Source organism: Arthrobacter sp. TJ-238, from assembly GCF_058269215.1.
In genome coordinates, this window is record NZ_JBZCNH010000008.1 from 42,601 (window position 1) to 64,991 (window position 22,391).

Here is a 22,391-nt window from a genome sequence, read left to right on the forward strand (position 1 = left end):
CATACTTGCCGGGAGGACAGCGCACCCCCTCCCCGGAAAGGACGATGATGTCGAAGACCTCAGGCGTACAGGCCACCCGGTCGGTGATGCGGCGCAAGCCCATCGACTACGTCGAGGACGAGACGGGCCGCACCGGCCTGTTCAAGAGCCTCGGACTGTGGCAGCTGACCGCGATCGGCGTGGGCGGCATCATCGGCGTGGGCATCTTCACGCTCGCCGGCCTCGTGGCCAACGGCGGGGAGGACGGCGAGCCGGTGGGCCCGGCCGTGCTGATCTCGTTCCTCATCGCCGGCCTCGCGAGCGCCGCCGCCGCGCTGTCCTACGCGGAGTTCGCCGGGATGATCCCGCGTGCCGGCTCCGCCTACACCTACGGTTACGTGGCCCTGGGTGAGATCATCGGCTGGTTCATCGGCTGGGACCTCCTGCTCGAGTACATCGCGATCGTGGCGGTCGTCGCGATCGGCATCTCGGGGTACTTCACCGAGTTCATGTCCGGGATCGGGATCACCGTCCCCACCTGGATGCAAGGCACCCCGGACACCATCGAGGGCGGCCTGGTCAACGTGCCGGCGATCGTGGTGTGCCTGATCATCACGTTCATCCTCAGCCGCGGAACCAAGACCTTCGGCCGGTTCGAGCTCATCGCCGTGGGCCTCAAGATCCTGCTCATCCTCGGGATCGTGGGCCTCGGCTTCTTCTACGTCAACGCGGAGAACTACTCGCCGTTCCTCCCGTCGGGCTTCGGCGCCGTGTTCACGGGTGCCGCCACCGTGTTCTTCGCGGTCTTCGGCTACGACGCCATGAGCACCGCGGCCGAGGAGGCGACGGACGGCAAGAAGCACATGCCGAAAGCCATCCTCCTGTCCCTGGCGATCGCGATGACCCTCTACGTGCTGGCGACCCTCGTGCTCACGGGCATGCAGAACTACGAGGACATCAGCCCGACGGCAGGCTTCGCCTCGGCCTTCCAGTCCGTGGGCCTTCCCGTCGTCGCGACCGTCATCTCGGCCTTCGCCGTGATCTCGATCCTGACCGTCATGCTGACCTTCCTCCTCGGCGTGACCCGCGTCTGGTTCTCGATGAGCCGCGACGGCCTGCTGCCGGCCTGGTTCTCCACGACGGACCGCCACGGCACCCCGCAGCGGGTCACCTGGATCGCCGGTATCGCCTCGGCCCTGCTCGCCGGGGTGTTCCCCATCCGGGCCGTCGCGGACCTCACCAACATCGGCATCCTCGCGGCGTTCGTCGTCGTCTGCATCGCGGTGATCGTGCTGCGCCGCACCCGGCCCGAGGTCCCGCGCACCTTCAAATTGCCGCTCATGCCGATCGTGCCCGCCTTCGGCGTCCTCTCGTCCCTGTTCCTGATGCTGCAACTGCACTGGGAGACCTGGGTGCGGTTCGGCATCTGGCTCGTGATCGGCCTGCTCATCTACTTCTTCTACGGCCGCAAGCACTCGCTCATGAACCCTGACAGCCCACGCCACGCACTGTCGAAGCGGGAGGCCTGACCGCTCCGGATGCAGGAGGGAACGGGCCCGCCGCACCGTAACGAAGGTGCGGCGGGCCCCGCCGTGTCCCTATCCTCGACAGGGACCGGCGACGCATCACCGGTCTCCCACCGATGCCTACCCAGCTAAGGACCAGCACCTCCATGGACCTCTTCCGGACCAAGTCCGTCGAACAGTCGATCAAGGACTCCGATGAGAAGGGACACGGTCTCAAGCGTTCCCTCACCACCTGGGACCTCATGATCATGGGCGTCGCCGTCGCAGTCGGGGCGGGGATCTTCTCGGTGGGCGCACAGGCCGCCGCCTTCAATGCCGGCCCGGCCGTGACCATCTCCTTCGTGCTGGCAGCCATCACGTGCGCCCTCGCGATCATGTGCTACGCCGAGTTCGCCACCGCGATCCCGGTGGCCGGCAGTGCCTATGTCTTCACCTACGCCACCATGGGCGAGCTGCTCGCCTGGATCATCGGCTGGAACCTGATCCTCGAACTGCTGATGGCGGCCGCCGTCATCGCGAAGTTCTGGGGCGTCTACCTCAGCGATTTCTTCACCGCCCTGGACCTCGACATCCCCGCCGAGATCAGCCTCCTGGGCCTCGACCTGACGTGGGGGCCGCTGCTGATCGTCGCGGTGTTCACCGCCGTGCTGATCTACGGCACCAAGCTCTCGGCCCGGGTCAACAGCGTCTTCACCGTCATCAAGATCGCGATCGTGCTGTTCGTGATCGTGGTCGGGTTCTTATACGTCCGTCCCGAGAACTACACACCGTTCATCCCCGCCTCCCAGCCCGCGGCGGACAGCGGCGCCGGCTGGGCCGACCAGCCCTTCCTCTCCTTCCTGAGCGGAGCCTCCCCCGCCGCCTTCGGTTTCACCGGGATCATCTCGGGTGCGGCGCTCGTGTTCTTCGCCTTCATCGGGTTCGACGTCGTCGCCACTTCCGCGGAGGAGGTCAAGAACCCGAGCCGCACCCTCCCGCGCGGCATCTTCGCCGGGCTCGCCGTGGTGAGCGTCCTCTACATCCTGGTGACCCTCGTGGTCACCGGCATGGTGTCGTACACGGAGCTCGGGGCCTCGGGGTCGCCGTCGCTCGCGACCGCCTTCCAACTCGTCGGCGCCGACTGGGCGGCCGGCATCATCTCCCTCGGCAGCCTGATCGGCCTGACCACCGTCATCATGGTGCTGCTCATGGGCCTCGCCCGCGTGATCTTCGCCCTGAGCCGTGACGGCCTCCTGCCCCGCGGGCTGAGCCGCACCTCGGACAAGCACGCCACGCCGGCGCGCACGCAGGTCCTCTGCGGCGTCGTGGTCGCGCTCCTGGCCGGGTTCACCCAGGTGGAGGTACTCGCCGAGATGATCAATATCGGCACCCTGACCGCGTTCATCACGGTGAGCCTCGGGATCATCGTGCTGCGCAGCAGGCGCCCGGACCTCACGCCCGCGTTCCGCGTCCCGTTCGGCAAGGTCATCCCGCTCGCATCGGCCGCACTGTGCCTGTACCTGATGTTCAACCTGGCCACCATCACGTGGGTGTTCTTCGCCGGCTGGCTCGTGGTGGGTTTCGTCATCTATTTCGCCTACGGCTACCGTCACTCCCGCCTCCGCACGGAGCAGCGGGTCACTGTGTAGTTCGCCTGGAGCTCGCCGCCAGGCCCTGGCAGGTCGCGTCGGCCGGGGTGCGCCGACGCCCGGAACAGGAGATGATGGTGCCCCGGAGCGGCTGCTTCGGGGCCCCTGCCCAGCTGAACCAGGAGAACCACGATGTCCCAGGATCCGTATCCCGGCGAGCGCCCCTCCACAGAGGGCTCCGAGAACCAGTCCGACGGCGGCGCCTACGGCAGCCGGCCCTACCAGCCCACCCAGCCGTACCAGCAGCCGTACCAGCAGTCCTCGACCGCGGGCGACTACCAGCCCGGTGGATACCAGGCGGGTGGATACCAGGCGGGCGACTACCAGACAGGGCCCTACCGGTCCTACCAGCCCTCCTACGCATCGATGGAGGGCGAGAAGGCCGCGCAGCTCTCCCTGATCCTCGGGATCGTGGGGCTGTTCGTGGCGGGCATCGTCCTCGGGCCGCTCGCGATCTGGCAGGCACGGAAGGCCGAACGGCTCGGCGTGCCCGCGACGGCGGGGAAGGTGCTCGGCTGGATCACCACCATCCTCTACGCACTGGCGATCCTCGCGGGGATCATCTTCTTCGTGATCCTCGTCGTCGGGCTGGGTGCGACGTCCACCTACAGCAGCTGATCCTGCCCCGGCGCCGCGCCGGCCGGAGCAGCCGGAGCAGTCAGAGCCTGGGGAACAGGCGCGTGGACTGCTCGTCGGCCTCGAACAGGCGCGAGTGCGGTCCCGTGCCGACGATCAGCGGATCCGGCGTACCGACGACGTCGTGGTCCTTCTCGTCGTAGTCGAGGACGGACAGGACGTAGCGCAGCGCCTCGATGCGGGCCCTTTTCTTGTCGTTGCTCTTGATGACGGTCCACGGGGCATCGGCCGTGTTCGTGTAGAAGAACATGGCCTCCTTGGCCGCCGTGTAGTCGTCCCACTTGTCGAGGGACTGCAGGTCCATGGGGCTCAGCTTCCAGCGGCGCACAGGGTCGGTGTGGCGCTGGGCGAAGCGGCGGCGCTGTTCCGCCCGGGACACCGAGAACCAGAACTTGATCAGATGCGTGTCGGAACGGACGAGCATGCGCTCGAGCTCGGGGGCCTGCCGCATGAACTCGAGGTACTCCGTGGGGGTGCAGAACCCCATGACGCGCTCCACGCCGGCCCGGTTGTACCAGGACCGGTCGAACAGGACGATCTCGCCGCCCGAGGGGAGCACCGACACGTAGCGCTGGAAGTACCACTGCGTCTGTTCCTTCTCGCTCGGCTTGTCGAGGGCGATGATGCGTGCGCCTCGGGGGTTCAGGTTCTCCGTGAAACGCTTGATGGTCCCGCCCTTGCCGGCGGCATCACGCCCCTCGAACAGCACCGCCACCTTGGCCTGGTTCTTCTTGACCCATCCCTGCATCTTGAGCAGCTCGATCTGCAGAGCGCGCTTGGCCTCCTGGTACTCGCGTTCGGTCATCCGCCTGTCGTACGGGTAGTCCTCGCGCCAGGTCGGCTGGTCCGGATGCGGCAGGAGCACGTGGTCCTCGCCCTCCGCGTGCGGCGTGGGCACCGGGATGTCGGGCGGCGCCCCGACGCCCGCGCCGTCGGTGCCTGCCGTGCCGGTCCTGTCGGCAGGAGCGTCCGTCGGCTCGTCGGTCAGCGCGTCCGTCGGCTCGACGCCGAGCGCTGCCGCATCATCGGTCGTTCCGTCCCCCGGATCGTCGGTCGATCCGCCGGTCGCCTCGTCCGCCGATCGGGCGGTGGCAGTATCGGCAGCAGTCCCGGACGCTCCCTGCCTGGGTTCGTCCGTCATCTCGGTCATCTCGGTCATCTCGGGTCCTCGGTTCCTCGGTTCCGCCGGTTCCGCCGGTTCTTCATGGTTCCAGACAGCGCCCCGGGGGTACACGCGCGCAGACCGACCCGTCCGGGCTGGACGGCTTCACCGCGGGCTTGGTACGGCGCAGGTCCCGACGCAGGCATCCCCGCACGGGGAATGCCGGACGGATGGTGAGGGTTCTAGCCCGTGCAGCACCCGAACCAGGAGACGATGCATGAGCCCCACCCAGACCGCCGAAGACCGCTGGATCCGCTTCCGCGCAGCACGCGACGCCGCACTCGCGGAGAGGCACGGCTGGCTGTCCCTGACGTCCTTCCACTGGCTCCCGGACCAGCCCGCCGACGTTGGGAAGGTGCCGGGCCTCTGGTCCGCAGCCGGCGGCACCGCGACCCTGACGGCACGGCCGTCCGACGGCCTGACCGACCTGACGACCGGCCGCCTCGTGGACGGCACCATCACCGCCGCGCTCGACGACGAGGACTCGCTCATGTGGGTGGCCTACGGCGGGCCGGACGGGCACCGCGTGGTGGTGGAACTGGCACGCCGCGCCGGCCGCTACGCCATCCGGACCAGGGACGCCGAGGCACCCACCCTGGCGAACTTCAGCGGGACTCCCGTCTTCGACTACCGGCCCGACCTCGTGGTCGAGGGACGGTTCGAACCGTTCCCGGAGCCACGGCACGAGCGGATCTCCACGTCACATCCCGACGTGCCCGGGACGCACACGTCCGTCGGTGACGTCGTCTTCACACTCCCCGGAGATCCCCGCGAGCACCGGCTCCGGGCATCGCAGGACGAGACGGGAGCGCTCGCCGTCACGTTCCACGACGCCACCAACGGCACGTCGACGGCGGCCTGGCGCAAGGTCTCCCTGCGCCGCCCCCGCCCCGACGGGTCCGTGGTCCTCGATCTCAACAGGACCATCAACTACCCGAGCGCCTTCACCCCGTACGGCACCTGCCCCCGGCCGGTGGCCGCCAACGTCGTCGACGCCCTGATCGAGGGCGGGGAGAAGCGGCCCGTGCCCTGACGTTCAGAGCAGCGGCCGGGTCTCCTGCGCGGTCATGCCTCGGGCTCTCCGGTGCTCGCCGCAGCCGTGGCCTCAGACATCCGCTTCGGGGTAGATGCTCCGTGTCTCGGTCCGTCGGTTGCGGTTGGTCACCCAGTCGGTGGGGTAGATCTTGGGCAGGACGTTGGCCAGTGCCAATGAGGCGTAGATGACCGTGTTGATCGCGACGAAGGCCGCCAGGATGGCGAACACGCTGGTGTGGAGCACGGCCTCGGGGAGGAGGATGCCGGTGCGGATGACGGGTCCTGCTGCGCTGCTGATCATGGCCTAGGCCTCCTGGGACGAGAGTCGGGACGCTGGAGCGGCATGGGTGAGGTGCTTCCAGTTGGCCTGGCGGCCGGAGGAGAGATCGATGATGCCCTTGACGTAGACGAGGTTGAGGAACATGTCGAAGAACAGCTCGGGGAACAGCGTGAGGGCCAGGATGCGGGCCTTCCAGCCTCCCTTCCACACCGTGACGAGCCGCTCGAGGGTGAACAGCAGGCCCAGCCCCAGCCAGAACGGGAACCAGATCCATGTCTCGAGGGACACGATGGTGAGGATGATGAGTGCCAGGTAGGCGCTGAGGGCGATCACGCCGTAGCCGATACCCAGCTGCTGCGCCCAGTAGCGCATGGTGGGGGCCGTGACGCCGTAGGCGCCGATGTTCTCGAGTGCGCCCCGCTGCCAGCGCAGGCGCTGGTTCCACAGCGTGCCCCAGGAGGGCATGAGTTCGGTCACCACGGTGCAGTCCTGGGGCGAGATCATGAGGCCTCCGAGGGATTTCAGGGCGATCGTCAGCTCGTTGTCCTCGGTCAGCGCGGCGGTGTCGTACACGTCCCCGTGCCGCCCCGGGAGGGTCCTGCCGCGGTGGTCGGCGATGGTGCGCAGTGCCACGGGCCGGAAGAGCGATGCCGTACCGGTGAGCACGAACACGCGGCCCCGGCGCCGGCGCATCTGGCGGGAGTAGCGGATGTACTCGTTGCGCTGGAACTGGCCGATCAGGCCGTGGCCGCCCTCACCGTAGAAGAGGCCGCCCACCGCCATCAGCGCGCGGTCCTGGGCGAAGCGCACCACCGCGTTGGCGAGGAAGCCGTCGTCGAGTCGGGTGTCGGCGTCCATGATCATGACCACGTCGTTGTCGCCCTGCCCGGGCAGGACCCCCCTCAGCGCCTGGTTGAGCGCGCCCGCCTTCTTCTTCGTGTTGCCCACCGACTCGATGACCTCGACGCCGGCCTCGCGGGCCAGCCGCACGGTGGCATCCGTGCAGTTGTCGGCGACCACGATGATGCGCTCGGGGCGGTGGGACTGGCTCTTGAGGGACGCGATGGTCTGCGGGAGCGACGCCTCCTCGTTGTGCGCGGGGATGAGCACCGTGACGGTCACCTCGCCGGCGAACTGGCCACGGTTGGCGGCCATGATCACCTTCGGTGCCAGGGGCCGGCGGCCCGGGTTCATGGACCGGCGTGCCTTCGTCGCAATGTGCCGTTCCACGAGCGCGAGACCCGCGGCGGCGAGCAGCGCGAGCGCGATGGCCGTGAGGATGGTGCTCACGTCCGGGGCGTCCGCGTTGTAGAGGACGCGCCAGATGCCGATGACTGCGTCGTTCGACTCCGCGATCGTCGTGTCCGGCCCTTTGGCCGCGACGGCGAGCCACAGGAGCCCGGCGGCGGCGGTCACGATGCCGGCGATCACCACGCCGACGATGCGGTCCAGCCGTACGATCGCTCGGCGGGACGTCTGCTCCTCCCCCGGTACCGCCGCGGAGTCCTGCCTTTGGGTCGCATCGAGTGTCATGGTCATTGCTGCGTCGTCTCCTGAGACCTGGTGCCGGACCGCTCCCGGGAGCAGCGGCATTCACATGGTTCGGCGCAGGTCCTTCCAGCAGGGCCCGCGCTCTTCCCGAACGAGTCTTCCGCTGCAACCTCGACGCTGCCCTGTGCTGAGACCGAAGAATGCTTCAACGAACGGCGCGGGTACGCCGTGGCCCTGCGTCCACCCCGTAGCGGAGCTCAACCGTGGCCCCCGGCGCACAATGGGACGGTGAGCGAACCGACCGACGCCCTGATCCCCCGTCCGCGCCGGGAGTTGGCGCCCGGCGCCGTGCACCTGCCCGGCTGGCTCGGCCCCGACCACCAGCGCGAGCTCGTGCGGCTGTGCCGTACCTGGGCGAGCGGGCCGGTCCCCATGCGCGCGGTGACGATGCCGAACGGCGGCGTGATGTCCGTGAAGAGCATGAGCCTGGGGTGGCACTGGCTCCCCTACCGCTACAGCCGGACGGCCGACGACGTCGGCGGTGGCCCCGTGGCCCCGTTCCCGGAAGCACTCCGCTCCCTCGGACGGGATGCGGTCGCCGCCGCGTGCGGCCCGGAAGCGGGGGCGGACTACGAGCCCGACGCCGCGCTGGTCAACTACTACAACGACGCCGCGAGGATGGGCATGCACCAGGACCGGGAGGAGCGCACGGACGCGCCCGTGGTCTCGCTCAGCCTCGGCTCCTCGTGCATCTTCCGGTTCGGCAACACGGAGAACCGCAACCGCCCCTGGCAGGACCTCGAGCTCGCCTCGGGCGACCTGTTCGTGTTCGGCGGTCCGTCGCGGTTCGCCTACCACGGGGTGCAGAGGATCCTGCCGGGCACGGCGCCGGCGGGGATCGGCTTCGAGGGCCGGCTCAACATCACGCTACGGCAGACGGGCCTGACCTAGGCGAGGATGATGCCCCGTGCGTAGGCCGCCTGCCCGGCGTGCTGCACGGCGTCGTCGACCACGCTCACGAGCCGGACGAGCAGGGTCACGGGCGGATCCCAGCGTTCGTCGACCACGCGGGCGAGGTCCTCGTCGTCGAGCCCTGCCACCAGGTCCTGAGCCAGGGCGTGGACGGCGTCGAAGTAGTCCAGCAGCTGCTGCGCCGACCCGACCCGGACGGCGTCCACCTGATCGGACGAGTGGCCGTACCCGGTGTCGGCGGGTTCCAGGGACAGCCCCCACCGCTCGGCGAAGCCGTCCGCGAGCCACAGCTCGTCGTGGCCGAAGGCCTCGGCGAAGTGGCTGTCCTCCACGCGCGTGAGATGCCAGACGAGCCAGCCGATCGGGTTCGCCGATCCGCCCGGGCGGAGTGCCAGCTGGTCGGCGTCGAGGCCGTCGACGGCGGTGCGCACCAGGTCCGGCAGGCGCCCGTAGGCCTCGGAGAGCACCTCGGCCGGCGTCACCGGGCGTCCTGTCCCGTTGCCGCGGCGCGGGAGGCCATGAGCAGCCGGAACCGGCGCCGCTGCCGGGCGGGGATGAGTGAGAGGAACTGCGGATGCTCGGCCAGGAACTCCTGTGCCTCGGCGCAGCAGGGCAGCACGGCGAGCCTCCGGCGGTGCGCATCGAGGAACACGGCCCGCATCAGGGCGGGTTCGAGACCGGCGTGCCGGAACCGCGGGTCCACGACGGCGTGCAGCAGCAGCACCTGCCCTCCGCGCAGCTCGTACTGCACGTAGCCGGCCATGGCGCCGTCGCGGTGGAGCTCGAAGCGGGAGAACAGGGCGTTGTCGCGGAACTTCTCGCGAGCTTCGTCCCCGCCCGCGTGACCCGAGGCCTTCCGGTCTCGCCGTTCGAGCTCCTCGACGAGGGTGCCGTACTGTTCCCGCGTCTCGAGGGAGTGCAGTGCGCCGTGTCGCCTGGCGAGCGGTTCGCGTATCTCCGGGATGTGCTCCATGGTGGCTCCACGTCGGACGGGTCCATGGCCTCCTGCTCGACCAGTCCTTGAAGTCTAGGCGTCCCGGCCGGTCCGGGAACAGGGCGCACCGTGACGGAGGTCCTCTGGCGGGGATCCCGGACTCGCTGTAGGACGGCGTCGACAGCACGTTCGCGACCACAGGCCGTAGGATCTGGGATCAACCGGGCGGTGCAGTGGAGTCCGTCCGCGCACCGCACGGGTGGACCGGCACGGTCCGACGACGAGCAAAGGCACATCATGCAGCAATCCTCCGGCCCCGCTGTCCCCCCGGCCCTCAGGCGCCGGATCCCGAAGGTCGCGGACCTCGCCCCGCTCATGCAGTTCAAGCGGCCGGAGTTCGGCGCCGCCGCGCGGCTCCGCCGGGCGAACACCGTCTGGGACCTCCGCGACCTCGCGAAACGGCGCACGCCCACGGCGCCCTTCGACTACACCGACGGCGCTGCCGAGGCGGAGATCTCCCTCGGCCGTGCCCGCGACGCGTTCCTCGACCTCGAGTTCCGGCCGGGGATCCTCCGCGACGTCCGGACCGTCAGCACGGTGACGCCGGTCCTCGGCAGGGATTCCGCGCTGCCCTTCGGGATCGCACCCACCGGCTTCACACGCATGATGCAGTCGGAGGGCGAGTACGCCGGATCGCAGGCCGCCGCGGCCGCGGGCATCCCCTACACCCTGTCCACCATGGGCACCGCGTCCATCGAGGACGTGGCGCAGGCCGCCCCGGGCGGGCGCAACTGGTTCCAGCTGTACCTGTGGACGGACCGGGACCGCTCCATGGAGCTCATCGGCCGTGCGGCCGCCGCCGGGAACGACACGCTCATGGTCACCGTGGACACGGCAGTCGCCGGCGCCCGCCTGCGGGACGTCCGCAACGGGATGACCATCCCTCCGGCCCTCACGCTGAAGACCGTCCTGGACGCCTCGTACCGGCCTGCGTGGTGGTTCGACTTCCTCACGCGCGAGCCGCTCTCGTTCGCGTCGCTCTCCCGCTACTCGGGCACCGTCGCGGACCTCATCAACTCGATGTTCGACCCCACCCTCACGTTCGACGACCTCGACTGGCTGCGGGGCGTGTGGAAGGGCAATCTCGTGGTCAAGGGCATCCAGACGCTCGACGACGCGAAGAAGGCCGTGGACCACGGCGCCGACGGCATCGTGCTGTCCAACCACGGCGGACGGCAGCTCGACCGGGCTCCCGTCCCCCTGCACCTGCTGCCGCGGGTAGCGGCGGAGCTCAAGGGCAGGACGGACATCATCCTCGACACGGGCATCATGAGCGGCGGGGACATCGTCGCGGCCCTGGCGCTCGGCGCGGATTTCACCCTGATCGGCCGCGCCTACCTGTACGGGCTCATGGCGGGCGGCCGCGCCGGAGTGGACCGCACCATCGAGATCCTCGGCACGCAGACCGCCCGCACCCTGCAGCTCCTCGGCGTGAACCGCATCGGCGACCTGACCCCCGACCATGTGCGGCTCCTGGGCAGTGCGGCGGGCAGTGCGGCGGGCAGTGCGTCGGGCAGTGCGTCGGGCAGTGCGTCGGGCAGTGCGTCGGGCAGTGCGGGCCGCCCCGGCGCCGCTCTCCCGCGCTGACGTCGCACACCACTCCGGACACACCGAATGCCTGGTCAGGGCGCTATCATTCATCCAGTGGTACTGCCTGGGGGCGGGCCCGTCCAAGTCCGGGGAGACGAATATGGAGCGTAAGCGGATCCACTATCCGTTGCGTTATCGACGCGCGCGATCACTGCTGTACGTGATCGGCCTGTTCTGGCTGTGGCTCTGGCTCGGCAGCGCGGCGCTGATCGGCGCCCTCCACCAGTCACCGGTGCACGCCGTCCTCGTGACGTACGCGCTCGCCGTCGTCGTCCTGGTCTCGATCCCCGCGGCCCTGCTCGCTGCGATCCGGATGGTCCTCACGCACCCGCGCCGCAGCGGCGTCGTCGTGCCGCTGAACCCCGGTCAGCCGGGGGATTCGGCCCACTGGTGGTACGGCGAGAAGGCGTCCTAGCCCTCGCAGTCCGTGCAGTACTGCCGGCCGTTCTTCTCGAGCGCGATCTGGCTGCGGTGCCGGACCAGGAAGCACGAGGCGCAGGTGAACTCGTCCTCCTGCGGCGGGACCACCTGGATGAGGAGCTCCTCGCCGGAGAGGTCCGCGCCCGGCAGGTCGATGCCCTCGGCGGTGTCGCCGTCCTCGATGTCGACCGACGCCGACTGCGCTCCTGCGCCGCCGCGGTTGGCCTGGAGCACCTCGAGCGATTCCGCTTCCTTGTCCTCGTCGTTGTTGCGCGGTGCGTCGTAGTCCGTTGCCATGCCGATGCCGTTCTTGGTGGGGGTCAGGTGCCTCTGGGGCTCGTGCAGCAACCGAGTCTAGCGGCTGGATCCGGTGCGGATGCCGGTTCTCGGGCTCTTCGTCGTGATGCTCGCCATACCTCCCGGTACGCGCCGCGGAACCGGCGCCCGCCCGGCGAAAGAGGTGGACGGCGTGGGCGCACCGCTGGCAGGCTGGGAGCGTCCCACCCTCCGACGACGGGGAACCCCATCGCTTCGTCCACCAGACCACCGGCCCCTGCCGAGCAGCACGGCGCCCCGCTCCGGCGGCGCAACGTGCTGGTGGGGGTCCTCTTCGGGTGCGGCATCATCGCCTTCGTCGACGAGGCCGTGTTCCACCAGCTCCTCCACTGGCACCACTTCTACGACCGCTCCACGCAGGCCGCGGGGCTCGTGTCCGACGGCGTGTTCCACGCCTTCAGCTGGTTCGCCACGGTGGCCTCGCTCTTCCTCTTCGCGGACCTGAGACGGCGCGGTGCCCTCTCCACCCGGCGGTGGCTGGCAGGGATCCTGATGGGTATCGGTGCGTTCCAGCTGTTCGACGGCCTGGTGCAGCACAAGCTCCTCGACCTCCACCAGATCCGCTACGGGGTGGACCTCCTCCCCTACGACCTTGCGTGGAACGGCGCGGCCGTCGTGATCCTGGTGGCGGGGGTACTCCTGCTCCTCGCCGTCCGGAGGGCCGAACGCCGGGGTGTCCGCCCCGACGATGGCTGACGTCCCCCACCATCCGGGCGTCGCGGCGGGCGCGGACACTCTCGGCGCCTTCGCGCTGGACACCGCCGTCGTGCTCGTATGGCTCGGGCTCGCCGTCGCCTACCTGCTCGCCGGTCGCGCGGCCGCCCTGCGCGGACGCATCGACTGGCCGGCCCGGCGGAACGCAGCCTGGCTGGCCGGCTGCGGACTGGGCCTCGCCGCCGGCGCCGGCCCGCTCGCCCGGGCGGCCGAGAGCAGTTTCACCGCGCATACGGCGGCCCATCTCCTTCTCGGGATGCTCGTACCACTGCTGCTGGTCCTCGGCGCACCCGGGACCCTCCTGCTCCGCGCGGTCCCGGCACGGACCGGACGGCGCTTCACGCGGCTCGCGCGGTCGGCACCTCTGCGGCTGGCCGCCCATCCGGTGGTCGCCGCGCTGATCGTCACGGTGCCCATGGCCCTGTACTGGGATGCCGCTGCTCTCGCCCTGCTCCATCACCCCGTGATCGGCCCCCTGCTGCACGTACACTTCGTGGCGGCGGGCGCCCTCTTCGCCTACGCCGTCGTGGGCGTGGACCCGAATCCGCACCGGGCTGCGGCATGGGTCAGGGGTGGCGCGATCGCCGGGACCATCGCGGTGCACGCCGTGGTGGCGAAACACCTCTATGCCGCAGCGGGCTCCGGCTCCTGGCCGGCCGGCGCGGAGCAGGCGGCGCAGCTCATGTACTACGGCGGGGACGCCGTGCACGTCCTGCTGCTCGGCGTGTTCTGCGCCCAGGTCTACCGGGAGACCGGACGAGGCCTGCGGCGCACGGCCCCGTCCGGCTCGCCGGGGCGCAGTGCGTAGCCCTGCCGGCAGGGGTTGTTCCGATCAGGGATCCGGCTCCCCGCTCCGGAGTGGACAGAGGAAGCTCAGTCCGCATATAACTAGTTTACCGAACTAATCAGATGTGGTTCCTGTTTCTGATCGAAAGGTGAGACAGCCATGACGCAGACCATCAGTGATGCTATCGGCGCCGGAGATGTCGCCATCGGGTCACCCCTCCACTGCGGCGAACCGATGACACTGCGCGAGACCTCCTACCGGGGATCGTCGTACGGCCTGGTGCCGCAGCCGGCCTCCGGGTTCGACGTCGAACTCGTCTGGGCCTGCGCGTGCGGGTTCCAGCTCTCCCCCGAGGAGCCGAAGGAACTCGCCCACCCCCTCTCCCCCGTCCTGCTCCGCGTCGCCGCAGCTGCAGCGGATGTCGAATACCTCCAGTGGCAGCTCGACCAGCGGACGGACGTGCTGGAGTCCGCGGTGCTGCAGGCCGCCGGCGCCGGCGCGGCGATCATCGACATCGCCGAGGCAGCGCAGCTCCGTCCGGCCGACGTCCAGCAGCTCGCTGCAGGCGGTCACCTGCTCGCCGACGTAGGCTAGACGGCACGCAGGCCCCCCGCGGGCCGGTCTCCTGCCCGCAACGGGCCCCGCGCGAGGGAAGGGCAGCATCGTCATGAACGAACCCCGATGGGTGGAGCACGCCCTCTGGTGGCAGGTGTATCCCCTGGGTTTCACCGGCGCCGAGAAGACCGCCACCCCCGACCCGGCCGACACCCACCGGCTGATGGCACTGGTGCCGTGGCTGGACTACGTGGTGGACCTCGGGGCGTCCGGGCTCGCCCTGGGCCCCGTCTTCGCCTCGGAGACACACGGGTACGACACCACGGACTACTTCCGGATCGACCCCCGCCTCGGGACCCTCGCGGATTTCGACACGCTCGTCGCGGAGGCGCACCGTCGCGGGCTGCGCGTCCTGCTCGACGGCGTCTTCAACCATGCCGGGCGCTCGTTCGGCCCGTTCCAGGACGTGCTGGCGCACGGGCCCGGTGCCGCTACGGCGCCCTGGTTCTCGCTGGAGTGGCCCCCGGGTGCGGGCGCCGGCGCCGAACCGGCGTACCGCGACTTCGAGGGCCATCACCATCTGGTGGCGCTCAACCACGAAGAGCCCGCCGTGGCGGACTTCGTCGTCGACGTCATGGAGTACTGGCTCGGCCGGGGCGCCGACGGCTGGCGTCTCGATGCCGCCTACGCCGTGCCGTCGCCGTTCTGGGCCACCGTGACGGCACGGGTGCGCGCCTCGTACCCCGACGCCTACTTCGTGGGCGAGTACATCCACGGCGACTACGCGGCAGCGGTCCGCGACGGCGGGCTCGATTCCGTGACCCAGTACGAGCTGTGGAAGGCCGTGTGGAGCTCGCTGAACGACGCCAACCTCTTCGAGCTCGCCGCCGCACTCGACCGGCACAATGCGCTCCTGGAATCCTTCGCCCCGCTCACCTTCATCGGGAACCACGACGTCACGCGGATCGCGAGCAGGCTCGCCGATCCCGGCCTGCTGGCGCACGCCGTCGTCGTCCTGCTGACGGTCGGCGGCACCCCGTCCGTCTACTACGGGGACGAGCAGGGCTACCGCGGCGTCAAGGAGGACCGGGCCGGGGGCGACGACGACGTGCGGCCGCTCTTCCCGGCCGGGCCCGGGGAGCTCTCCGGGGTCGGACGGCCCGCGTACGAGGTGCACCAGGAGCTCATCGGCGTCCGACGGCGCCACCCGTGGCTGCACCGCGCCACCACGGAGGTGCTGCACCTGTCCAACGAGGCCCTCGTCTACCGCGTCTCCGACACCACTGACACCACGGACGCGCTCGTCGTGGCGCTCAACCTCGCGCACGAACCCCGATCCCTGGACGTCACCGCCGGCTCGGTCCTCGCGGGGGAGGCCTCGGTGGATACCGCGGCGAGCCGGATCCGACTGCCCGCGCGGGGCTGGGCAGTCCTGGCCGCCCGGGGGTGAAGCCGCGACCCGGCTCAGGCATCCACGGCCCCTGACCTGACAGTGGGGGACGAGCGGAGGGATAATGGTGTCGGGCACAGCGGAGGAGGACGACATGCACGCACAGGACCAGGACACCACGACGGTCGACTTCACGCCCTGGCCGCGGCCCGTGCCGTCGCACGTGCTCGGCGGCGTCAAGAAGCTGCTGCTCGTCACCGCGATCCTCGTGGGCCTGCACCAGCTGTTCCCTGCAACGAGCCTCGGCTCGTCCCTGAGCAGCACCTTCACCCTCCTCGTGGTGATGTCCTGGCTCAGTCCCCTCGCGCGGATCCTCGCGGCGCGGCCATGGGTGCGGAAGGCCCCCGAGGAGTAGGGAGCGCGTCCCGGTCCGCGCGGTTCGTCCCGAATTCATTAAACAGCGGTACTGTTCGCATCATGACACTCACAAGCGTGCTTGCCTCCGGGATGCTCCCCGCAATGACCAGCACGACCACCACCACCGACCCCGCGGCCGCCGCGGGCGCCATGACGGGCAGCCTTCTCGTCTTCGTGATCGGCTTCCTGATCATGGGCTTCGCCCTGATGGGAATGTTCAGGAAGGCCGGGGAGCCCAAGTGGGCCGCCTTCATCCCGCTCTACAACATCATCGTCCTGCTGAGGATCTCCGGCCTCTCGCCGTGGCTGGTCCTCCTCGCGTTCATCCCCGTCGCGAACATCGTGCTCGCCGTCCTGCTGTCCATCAACACGGCGAAGGTCTTCGGCAAGGGTGTCGGCACGGCTGTGCTGCTCTTCTTCTTCAGCACCATCGTGTACTTCGTCCTCTCGTACGGGGACGCGCGCTACCTCGGCCGCGACGCCGCCCGCCACCCGCTCGGCCAGGCCCCGCAGCAGGCCGGCGTCGACCAGTCCTTCACGGCGGGTCAGTACCAGTCCTGATCCCTCCGACAACGAAGAAGCGAGGCCCCCGGCGACGGGGGCCTCGCTTCTTCTTCCGGAAACCGTGGAGCTTAGGGGAATCGAACCCCTGACCTTTTCATTGCGAACGAAACGCTCTACCAACTGAGCTAAAGCCCCGTACACCACTTCCGAACACCAACACTGTACCTGCGGGAGCCCGCTTGGCCCAAAGCGATCCGGTGCGGACCTCCGGACCGGGAGTGTCAGGAGCCCGGCGTAGTCTTTCCCCATGTCCACCCACCCCTCCAAGGCAGCCGCTGCCCTGCCCCGGAACGACGACGTGAGGCCCTGGCCGGCGCTGTGGTCGCTCGTCATCGGCTTCTTCATGATCCTCGTCGATTCGACGATCGTCTCGGTCGCCACCCCCGCCATCATGGAGGGCCTCGGGGCCGGCATCGACAGCGTCATCTGGGTGACCAGTGCGTACCTGCTGGCCTACGCCGTGCCGCTGCTCGTCGCAGGGCGGCTGGGCGACCGGTTCGGGCCGAAGCGCGTCTACCTGGTGGGCCTCGTGGTCTTCACCCTCTCCAGCGCCTGGTGCGGCCTGTCCGGCACGGTGGAGGCGCTCATCGTCGCCCGCGTCCTGCAGGGCCTCGGCGCCGCGCTCATGACACCGCAGACCATGTCCGTCATCACCCGCATCTTCCCGCCCGAGCGCCGCGGCGCCGCGATGGGCCTGTGGGGATCCGTCGCCGGCATCGCCACCCTCGTGGGACCGGTCCTCGGCGGCGTGCTCGTCGACACCGCCGGGTGGGAGTGGATCTTCTTCATCAACGTGCCGGTCGGCGTCGTGGGTTTCATCCTCGCCTCCCGCCTCGTCCCCACCCTGCCGACGACGTCGCACCGCTTCGACATGCTCGGCGTGTTCCTCAGCGCGGCCGGCCTGTTCTGCCTGGTGTTCGGCATCCAGGAGGCTGAGAGCTACGACTGGGGCACCATCGCCGGTCCCCTGTCCGTGTGGTCGCTGATCATCACCGGCCTCGTGCTGCTCGTGGCCTTCGTGGTGTGGCAGAAGGTCAACCGCGGTGAGCCGCTGGTGCCGCTGAAGCTCTTCCGCGACCGCAACTTCTCGCTCGCCAACATCTCGATCACCGCCATGGGCTTCGCGATCACCACCATGACGCTGCCGCTGATGCTCTACGCGCAGACCGTCCGCGGGCTCTCACCGACCCAGGCCGCGCTCCTGCTGACCCCCATGGCCGTCATCTCGGGCGTCCTCGCTCCGTTCGTCGGCAGGTACGTGCAGCGCAGCAACCCGAAGTACATCGCCATCGCCGGGTTCGCCGGCCTGTCGGTGTCCCTGTTCTGGCTGGGCTCCATCCTCACCCCCGACGTCCCGATCTGGCAGCTCCTGCTGCCGGTCTCGCTGCTCGGCCTCTCCAGCGCCGGCATCTGGGCGCCGGTGTCGCTGACGGCTACCCGCAACCTCGCCCCGTCGCTCGCCGGGGCAGGCTCCGGCGTCTACAACACCACGCGCCAGATGGGCGCGGTCCTCGGCAGCGCCGCCATCGCGGCCATGATGCAGTCACGCCTGATGGCCAACCTCGACGGCGGCGGGATGAGCGCCACCCCGTCCGCAGCCCTGCCGGACGAGGCGAAGGCCGGGTACGCCCTGTCGATGGGCCAGTCGCTCTACCTGCCCGCGATCGTCATCGTCATCGGCTTCGCTGCAGCCCTGTTCTTCGCACGGCCCCAGCAGAACCGCGTGTGGGACCGGGATGCGGGCGCCGTGGGCGTGGCGCCGTCGGACCGCCGGGAAGCAGCGACACCCGCTGATACGTAACCCGTTGCCCCGGTGAACCGCCGGTAGTCTCGTGCCATGGCTGATGAGATGAAGGACACGCCCGAGGATGCCCCGAAGGACGCCGGGAAGGACCCGGTGAAGGACGCGTCGGACGACTTCGCCGTCCGTCACCACACCTCCCCGTCCGGCCTGGAGTACACGACCACCACCGGGCGGCTGGTCCTCCGGCGCGAGGAGACGAAGGACGGCAGGTCCGACGGCTTCAAGCCGAAGGCCGAGATCTTCATCGTCGCCTACACGAAGCAGGACGCCGAGCCGGGCCGTCCCGTGACCTTCGCCTTCAACGGCGGCCCGGGGTCGGCCTCGGTGTGGCTGCACCTGGGGCTTCTCGGCCCCCGCCTCGTCGATTCCGGTGACGTCGGAGCCATGACCGCCGCACCGTTCGGGCTCGTCGACAACCCCGAGTCGCTGCTCGAGTCCAGCGACCTGGTGATGATCGATCCCGTCAGCACCGGGTACTCCCGCGTGGTGGAGGGCGAGAAGACCGACGAGTTCCACGCCTTCGTCCAGGACAGGGACCTGGTGGCGGAGGTCATCCGCCTCTGGACGACGCGCAACAACCGCTGGCTCTCCCCCAAGTACATCGTCGGGGAGTCCTACGGGACGCTGCGCGCCGTCGCGGTGGCCGGGCGCCTTTTCGACGCGTACGGGATGGCGGTCAACGGGCTCGGTCTCATCTCCACGGTCCTCAACATGTCCACCCTGCGCTTCTTCCCCGGCAGCGATCTCCCCTACGCCCTGCACCTGCCCACCTACGCTGCGATCGCGCACTACCACGGCCGCCACGGTGACCGGGAGCTCGCCGAGGTGGTCCGCGAGGCGGAGGAGTACGCGGCGCGGGACTTCGGTTACGCCCTGACGCAGGGCAACCGGCTGACTCCCCAGGAGCGGGCGGACGCCGTCGCGCGGCTCCACGCCATCACCACACTGGACGAGGCATTCATCCGCCGCACCGATCTCCGCTGGGCGTACCACGAGTTCGCTGCGGAGCTCCTGCGCGCGGAAGGACTCGCCGTCGGGCGCATCGACGGGCGGTTCGCCGCACGGCCCGAGCACCTGCAGTCCTCGGACTCCACCGACGATCCGAGCATCAGGGCCATCACGGGACCGTACTCCGCAGCCATGAACCACTATGTCCGCGCCGAGCTCGGGTACGAGAACGATCTCCCCTACGAGATCCTCACCGCCCGCGTGCAGCCCTGGAGCTACCGCACCTTCGAGGGTGCGCCCGTGGACGTCTCGGGAGTCCTCGAACGGCTCCTCGTCCACAACCCCGCCCTCCGCGTGCACGTCGACTACGGCTACCACGACGGCGCCACACCCCACTTCGCGGCCGAGTACGTATGGGCCCACATGGACCTCGACGACGCCGCCCGTGCCCGCTTCACGCACCACTACCACGAGGCCGGCCACATGATGTACCTCAACCCGATAGCACGGACGACGCAGCTGCGCGCGCTGAGGGCCTTCGTCCGCGAGGGCCGGGACGGCCAGGAACAGTAAGTAGGATGATGAATATGTCCGGCAGTGACTGCCGCCGGCCCGACCGTAAGGACGCATCATGCTGAAGAAGATCCTCTGGGCTCTGGTCCCTGTCATCGCAGCCCGCCTGATGAACAGGAACCGTTCCGGGCAGCCGCCCCGCGCCAACAAGACCCATTACAACAGCAAGTACGGCAGGTAGCAGCCCCCGGCGCCGGGAACAGGGCCCGATGACCACCGACTTCAGGGACGAGGACGGTTTCGCCGACATCCGCTCCTACGCCGCGATCGGTGACGGACGCACGGTCGCGCTGGTGGCGCTCGACGGTTCCATCGACTGGTACCCGACGCCGGATCTCGACTCGACGCCGGCCTTCGCGCGGCTGCTGGATGTGGACGAAGGCTTCATGTCCCTGGCTCCCACCGACGAGTTCTCCGTGGAGCGGCGCTACGTGGACGGCACGAACGTCCTCGAGACGACGTACACCACGGCCTCCGGCAGTGTCCGCGTGACGGATTCCCTCAACACGGGCGTCGCAGGGAGGCTGCCGTGGGGGGAACTCGCCCGCCGTGTCGACGGCCTCACCGGATCCGTGGACATGGCGTGGTCGATCATGCCCGGCACGTGCTTCGGTTCCGCATCGCCGTGGCTCGACAACGGGCCGGATGACCCGGTGCTGCGGATCGACGCCGTCGGGCTCGGCATCCGCGGGCTCAATCATGGACCGGTACCGTCGCAGGGACAGTCGGTCGACGGGGCGTTCACCACGTCGGCGGGGTCCCGCCACCTCGTGGCGGTCATCTCGACGCACGGCGAGCCGCTCCCCCTGCAGGACCCCCGGACCATCGACGACGGCGTGGACCGCACCATCCGCAACTGGCAGTCGTGGTCCGACGAGTTCGCCTACGACGGCGACTACCGCCACGCCGTCCTGCGCAGCGCGCTCACGCTGAAGCTGCTGCTGCACAGCCCGTCCGGATCGATCGCGGCGGCCGCCACGACCTCCCTCCCGGAGAGCGCCGCGGGCGGCAAGAACTGGGACTACCGCTATGCATGGGTGCGGGACACCGCGTACACGCTGCACTCCCTCACGCGGGCAGGGCTCCGCGAGGAAGTCCACGCCGCGGTGTCGTGGATGCTCAAGAACCTGCGGACCCAGGGGTCGGACCTCGAGGTGTTCACCCGGCTGAACGGCGGGACCCCCGAAGGGACATCCCGTCCCGAGCTCACCGGCTGGCGCAACATCGGGCCCGTGGTGGACGGGAATCCTGCGGCGGGCCAGCTCCAGCTGGGTGTTTTCGGCGACGTGTTCGACATCGTCTGGCAGTACGTCCAGGCGGGCCATGTGCTCGACCCCGCTACGATGCGGCAGCTCGCGGACCTCGCGGACCTGACGTGCGACATCTGGCGGCGGCGCGACGCCGGCATGTGGGAGCTGCCCGAGGAACGCCACTACGTCACGTCGAAGCTCGGGTGCTGGAACGCGCTCCGCTGCGCCGTCCTGCTCGCCGAGCGCGGACAGCTGCAGGGGCCGGTGGAGCGATGGGCCGCCGAGCGGGACCGCATCCGCGACTGGGTGCACGAGCACGGCTGGTCCGAGGAGCGACGGAGCTACATCTGGTACCCGGGTTCCACAGAACTGGACGCCTCGATCCTGCTGCATGCGATGAGCGGGTTCGACACCGGGCCACGCATGTCCTCGACCATCGATGCCCTGCGCGAGGAGCTCGGCGCCGGCCCTCTCCTCTACCGCTACAGCGGGATGCAGGAGGAGGAGGCCACTTTCGTGGCCTGCGCCTACTGGATGGTGGCGGCGCTCGTGTCCGTGGGCCGCCGCGACGAGGCCGTTGACCTCATGGAGGAGCTGCTGCCCCTCGCCAACGACGTCGGCATCATGTCCGAGATGATCGAGCCGTCGGACAACTCGTTCATGGGCAACGTCCCGCAGGGGCTGAGCCACCTCGCGCTGATCGTCGCGGCCCTGTCCATCGCGGGCAAGTCCTAGGACTCCGGCAACGGCTCAGGGTGTCGCGAAGTAGACCCAGACGCCGATGACCCAGGTGGTGCCCGCGAGGCACGCCAGCGCCAGCTCCGCGAGGATCCCGAGGCCCGTCGCCTTCAGGGCGTGCAGGCTCGAGGTCAGCGCGGCACGGGCCTCCCGATGCCGTACGTACTCGCTCGCGAACAGGCCGAGCGCGAAGCCGACGAACAGGCCGACGACGGGGATCAGGAACATCCCGGCGATCCCGGCGAGCACGCCGATGGTCACGGACCGGCCCGGGATGCTTCGCTGCTTCAGCGTGCGTCCCGTGAGGACCAGCCCGGAAGCGAGGCCCGCGCCGGCGAGGGTGGTGCCGATCGCGAAGACCACCCACCCCTCCGCGCTGGTCACGGTGAGCGCCCAGACGAGCAATGACACGATGATCAGGACGCTTCCCGGCAGCACCGGGACCACCACTCCTGCGATACCGACGGCGATGAGCGCACCGCACACCACTGTCATGAACACCTGTAGCTCCATGGCCCCAGTCTCGCATTCCGCCACGCGAGGCGTGTCCCGGGCGCGCCCGGCGTGGCCCCGCGTGGGATACTGGAGGGAATAGTAAGCCA

At 69.6% G+C, this 22,391-nt stretch carries 24 protein-coding genes and 1 tRNA gene; 17 read left to right on the forward strand and 8 right to left on the reverse strand.

What is annotated here, in order from left to right; genetic code table 11:
* The first annotated feature begins 47 nt into the window (after window positions 1–47).
* The 3 genes from AC4D2O_RS16215 (at window position 48) to AC4D2O_RS16225 (ending at window position 3,751) form a co-directional block, all read left to right on the forward strand.
* Entirely contained in the window at window positions 48–1,508 is a 1,461-nt protein-coding gene (locus AC4D2O_RS16215; RefSeq protein ID WP_490908383.1) for an amino acid permease, read from the forward strand.
* Window positions 1,509–1,651: 143 nt separating this feature from the next.
* Entirely contained in the window at window positions 1,652–3,133 is a 1,482-nt protein-coding gene (locus AC4D2O_RS16220; RefSeq protein ID WP_490908384.1) for an APC family permease, read from the forward strand.
* 132 nt (window positions 3,134–3,265) lie between these two features.
* The gene (locus AC4D2O_RS16225; RefSeq protein ID WP_490908385.1) at window positions 3,266–3,751 is read left to right on the forward strand and encodes a DUF4190 domain-containing protein; all 486 of its coding nucleotides are present in this window, start codon (window positions 3,266–3,268) and stop codon (window positions 3,749–3,751) included.
* 40 nt (window positions 3,752–3,791) lie between these two features.
* Here AC4D2O_RS16225 and ppk2 read toward each other — a convergent pair whose 3' ends face one another.
* On the reverse strand, window positions 3,792–4,928 hold the full coding sequence (ppk2, locus tag AC4D2O_RS16230; RefSeq protein ID WP_490908386.1) for a polyphosphate kinase 2: 1,137 nt from the start codon (window positions 4,926–4,928) through the stop codon (window positions 3,792–3,794).
* A gap of 220 nt (window positions 4,929–5,148) precedes the next feature.
* Between ppk2 and AC4D2O_RS16235 the strand changes: the two genes are divergently transcribed.
* The gene (locus AC4D2O_RS16235; RefSeq protein WP_490908387.1) at window positions 5,149–5,964 is read left to right on the forward strand and encodes a DUF1684 domain-containing protein; all 816 of its coding nucleotides are present in this window, start codon (window positions 5,149–5,151) and stop codon (window positions 5,962–5,964) included.
* A 72-nt stretch (window positions 5,965–6,036) separates the two neighbouring features.
* On the opposite strand, the gene AC4D2O_RS16240 is transcribed toward AC4D2O_RS16235, so the two are convergent.
* Together AC4D2O_RS16240 and AC4D2O_RS16245 are read right to left on the reverse strand one after the other, a co-directional pair.
* Window positions 6,037–6,267 (reverse strand): hypothetical protein, encoded by a 231-nt coding sequence (locus AC4D2O_RS16240; RefSeq protein ID WP_490908388.1) that lies wholly within the window; start codon window positions 6,265–6,267, stop codon window positions 6,037–6,039.
* Window positions 6,268–6,270: 3 nt separating this feature from the next.
* Window positions 6,271–7,785, reverse strand: coding sequence for a glycosyltransferase family 2 protein (locus tag AC4D2O_RS16245; protein ID WP_490908389.1), 1,515 nt, complete (start codon window positions 7,783–7,785; stop codon window positions 6,271–6,273).
* A 240-nt stretch (window positions 7,786–8,025) separates the two neighbouring features.
* Between AC4D2O_RS16245 and AC4D2O_RS16250 the strand changes: the two genes are divergently transcribed.
* Complete coding sequence (locus AC4D2O_RS16250; RefSeq protein WP_490908390.1) at window positions 8,026–8,688, forward strand: alpha-ketoglutarate-dependent dioxygenase AlkB family protein; 663 nt, start codon at window positions 8,026–8,028, stop codon at window positions 8,686–8,688.
* On the opposite strand, the gene AC4D2O_RS16255 is transcribed toward AC4D2O_RS16250, so the two are convergent.
* Window positions 8,685–9,191 (reverse strand): mycothiol transferase, encoded by a 507-nt coding sequence (locus tag AC4D2O_RS16255; protein ID WP_490908391.1) that lies wholly within the window; start codon window positions 9,189–9,191, stop codon window positions 8,685–8,687. The genes AC4D2O_RS16250 and AC4D2O_RS16255 overlap by 4 nt on opposite strands.
* The gene (locus AC4D2O_RS16260) at window positions 9,188–9,682 is read right to left on the reverse strand and encodes a GNAT family N-acetyltransferase (protein WP_490908392.1); all 495 of its coding nucleotides are present in this window, start codon (window positions 9,680–9,682) and stop codon (window positions 9,188–9,190) included. Before AC4D2O_RS16260 ends, AC4D2O_RS16255 begins: the two co-directional genes overlap by 4 nt.
* Window positions 9,683–9,940: 258 nt before the next feature.
* Between AC4D2O_RS16260 and AC4D2O_RS16265 the strand changes: the two genes are divergently transcribed.
* Window positions 9,941–11,290, forward strand: coding sequence for an alpha-hydroxy acid oxidase (locus AC4D2O_RS16265; RefSeq protein WP_490908393.1), 1,350 nt, complete (start codon window positions 9,941–9,943; stop codon window positions 11,288–11,290).
* 103 nt (window positions 11,291–11,393) lie between these two features.
* Window positions 11,394–11,708 (forward strand): hypothetical protein, encoded by a 315-nt coding sequence (locus AC4D2O_RS16270; RefSeq protein ID WP_490908394.1) that lies wholly within the window; start codon window positions 11,394–11,396, stop codon window positions 11,706–11,708.
* On the opposite strand, the gene AC4D2O_RS16275 is transcribed toward AC4D2O_RS16270, so the two are convergent.
* Window positions 11,705–12,010 carry a DUF4193 domain-containing protein gene (locus AC4D2O_RS16275; RefSeq protein WP_490908492.1) on the reverse strand — a complete coding sequence of 102 codons (306 nt, stop codon included), beginning with the start codon at window positions 12,008–12,010 and terminating at the stop codon, window positions 11,705–11,707. The two genes, AC4D2O_RS16270 and AC4D2O_RS16275, sit on opposite strands and share 4 nt — an antisense overlap.
* Before the next feature lie 300 nt (window positions 12,011–12,310).
* Here AC4D2O_RS16275 and AC4D2O_RS16280 point away from each other — a divergent pair, with 300 nt between their 5' ends.
* From AC4D2O_RS16280 to AC4D2O_RS16305, 6 genes are all read left to right on the forward strand, one after another.
* Window positions 12,311–12,745, forward strand: coding sequence for a DUF2243 domain-containing protein (locus AC4D2O_RS16280; RefSeq protein ID WP_490908395.1), 435 nt, complete (start codon window positions 12,311–12,313; stop codon window positions 12,743–12,745).
* Window positions 12,738–13,571, forward strand: a complete 834-nt coding sequence (locus AC4D2O_RS16285; protein ID WP_490908396.1) for a cytochrome c oxidase assembly protein — start codon at window positions 12,738–12,740, stop codon at window positions 13,569–13,571. The genes AC4D2O_RS16280 and AC4D2O_RS16285 overlap by 8 nt, the downstream gene beginning before the upstream one ends.
* 138 nt (window positions 13,572–13,709) lie before the next feature.
* A complete protein-coding gene (locus tag AC4D2O_RS16290; protein WP_490908397.1) occupies window positions 13,710–14,144 on the forward strand; it encodes a hypothetical protein in 435 nt (144 codons plus the stop codon).
* Between the two features lie 73 nt (window positions 14,145–14,217).
* Window positions 14,218–15,555, forward strand: coding sequence for an alpha-amylase family protein (locus tag AC4D2O_RS16295; protein ID WP_490908398.1), 1,338 nt, complete (start codon window positions 14,218–14,220; stop codon window positions 15,553–15,555).
* Between the two features lie 94 nt (window positions 15,556–15,649).
* Entirely contained in the window at window positions 15,650–15,910 is a 261-nt protein-coding gene (locus AC4D2O_RS16300; protein ID WP_490908399.1) for a hypothetical protein, read from the forward strand.
* Between the two features lie 62 nt (window positions 15,911–15,972).
* Window positions 15,973–16,473: a DUF5684 domain-containing protein gene (locus AC4D2O_RS16305; RefSeq protein ID WP_490908400.1), complete on the forward strand. Its 501-nt coding sequence runs from the start codon at window positions 15,973–15,975 to the stop codon at window positions 16,471–16,473.
* A 65-nt stretch (window positions 16,474–16,538) separates the two neighbouring features.
* On the opposite strand, the gene AC4D2O_RS16310 is transcribed toward AC4D2O_RS16305, so the two are convergent.
* Window positions 16,539–16,611, reverse strand: a tRNA-Ala gene (locus AC4D2O_RS16310).
* Between the two features lie 112 nt (window positions 16,612–16,723).
* Between AC4D2O_RS16310 and AC4D2O_RS16315 the strand changes: the two genes are divergently transcribed.
* From AC4D2O_RS16315 to AC4D2O_RS16330, 4 genes are read left to right on the forward strand one after another with little or no spacing between them, the layout of a single operon-like run.
* On the forward strand, window positions 16,724–18,277 hold the full coding sequence (locus AC4D2O_RS16315; protein WP_490908401.1) for a DHA2 family efflux MFS transporter permease subunit: 1,554 nt from the start codon (window positions 16,724–16,726) through the stop codon (window positions 18,275–18,277).
* Between the two features lie 36 nt (window positions 18,278–18,313).
* Window positions 18,314–19,801 (forward strand): S10 family peptidase, encoded by a 1,488-nt coding sequence (locus AC4D2O_RS16320; protein ID WP_490908402.1) that lies wholly within the window; start codon window positions 18,314–18,316, stop codon window positions 19,799–19,801.
* Window positions 19,802–19,859: 58 nt separating this feature from the next.
* On the forward strand, window positions 19,860–19,982 hold the full coding sequence (locus AC4D2O_RS16325; protein WP_490908403.1) for a hypothetical protein: 123 nt from the start codon (window positions 19,860–19,862) through the stop codon (window positions 19,980–19,982).
* A gap of 28 nt (window positions 19,983–20,010) precedes the next feature.
* Window positions 20,011–21,786 (forward strand): glycoside hydrolase family 15 protein, encoded by a 1,776-nt coding sequence (locus tag AC4D2O_RS16330; protein WP_490908404.1) that lies wholly within the window; start codon window positions 20,011–20,013, stop codon window positions 21,784–21,786.
* Window positions 21,787–21,801: 15 nt separating this feature from the next.
* Here the strand turns inward: AC4D2O_RS16330 and AC4D2O_RS16335 are convergent, their stop codons facing one another.
* Complete coding sequence (locus tag AC4D2O_RS16335; protein WP_490908405.1) at window positions 21,802–22,302, reverse strand: DUF456 domain-containing protein; 501 nt, start codon at window positions 22,300–22,302, stop codon at window positions 21,802–21,804.
* Between the last annotated feature and the right edge of the window lie 89 nt (window positions 22,303–22,391).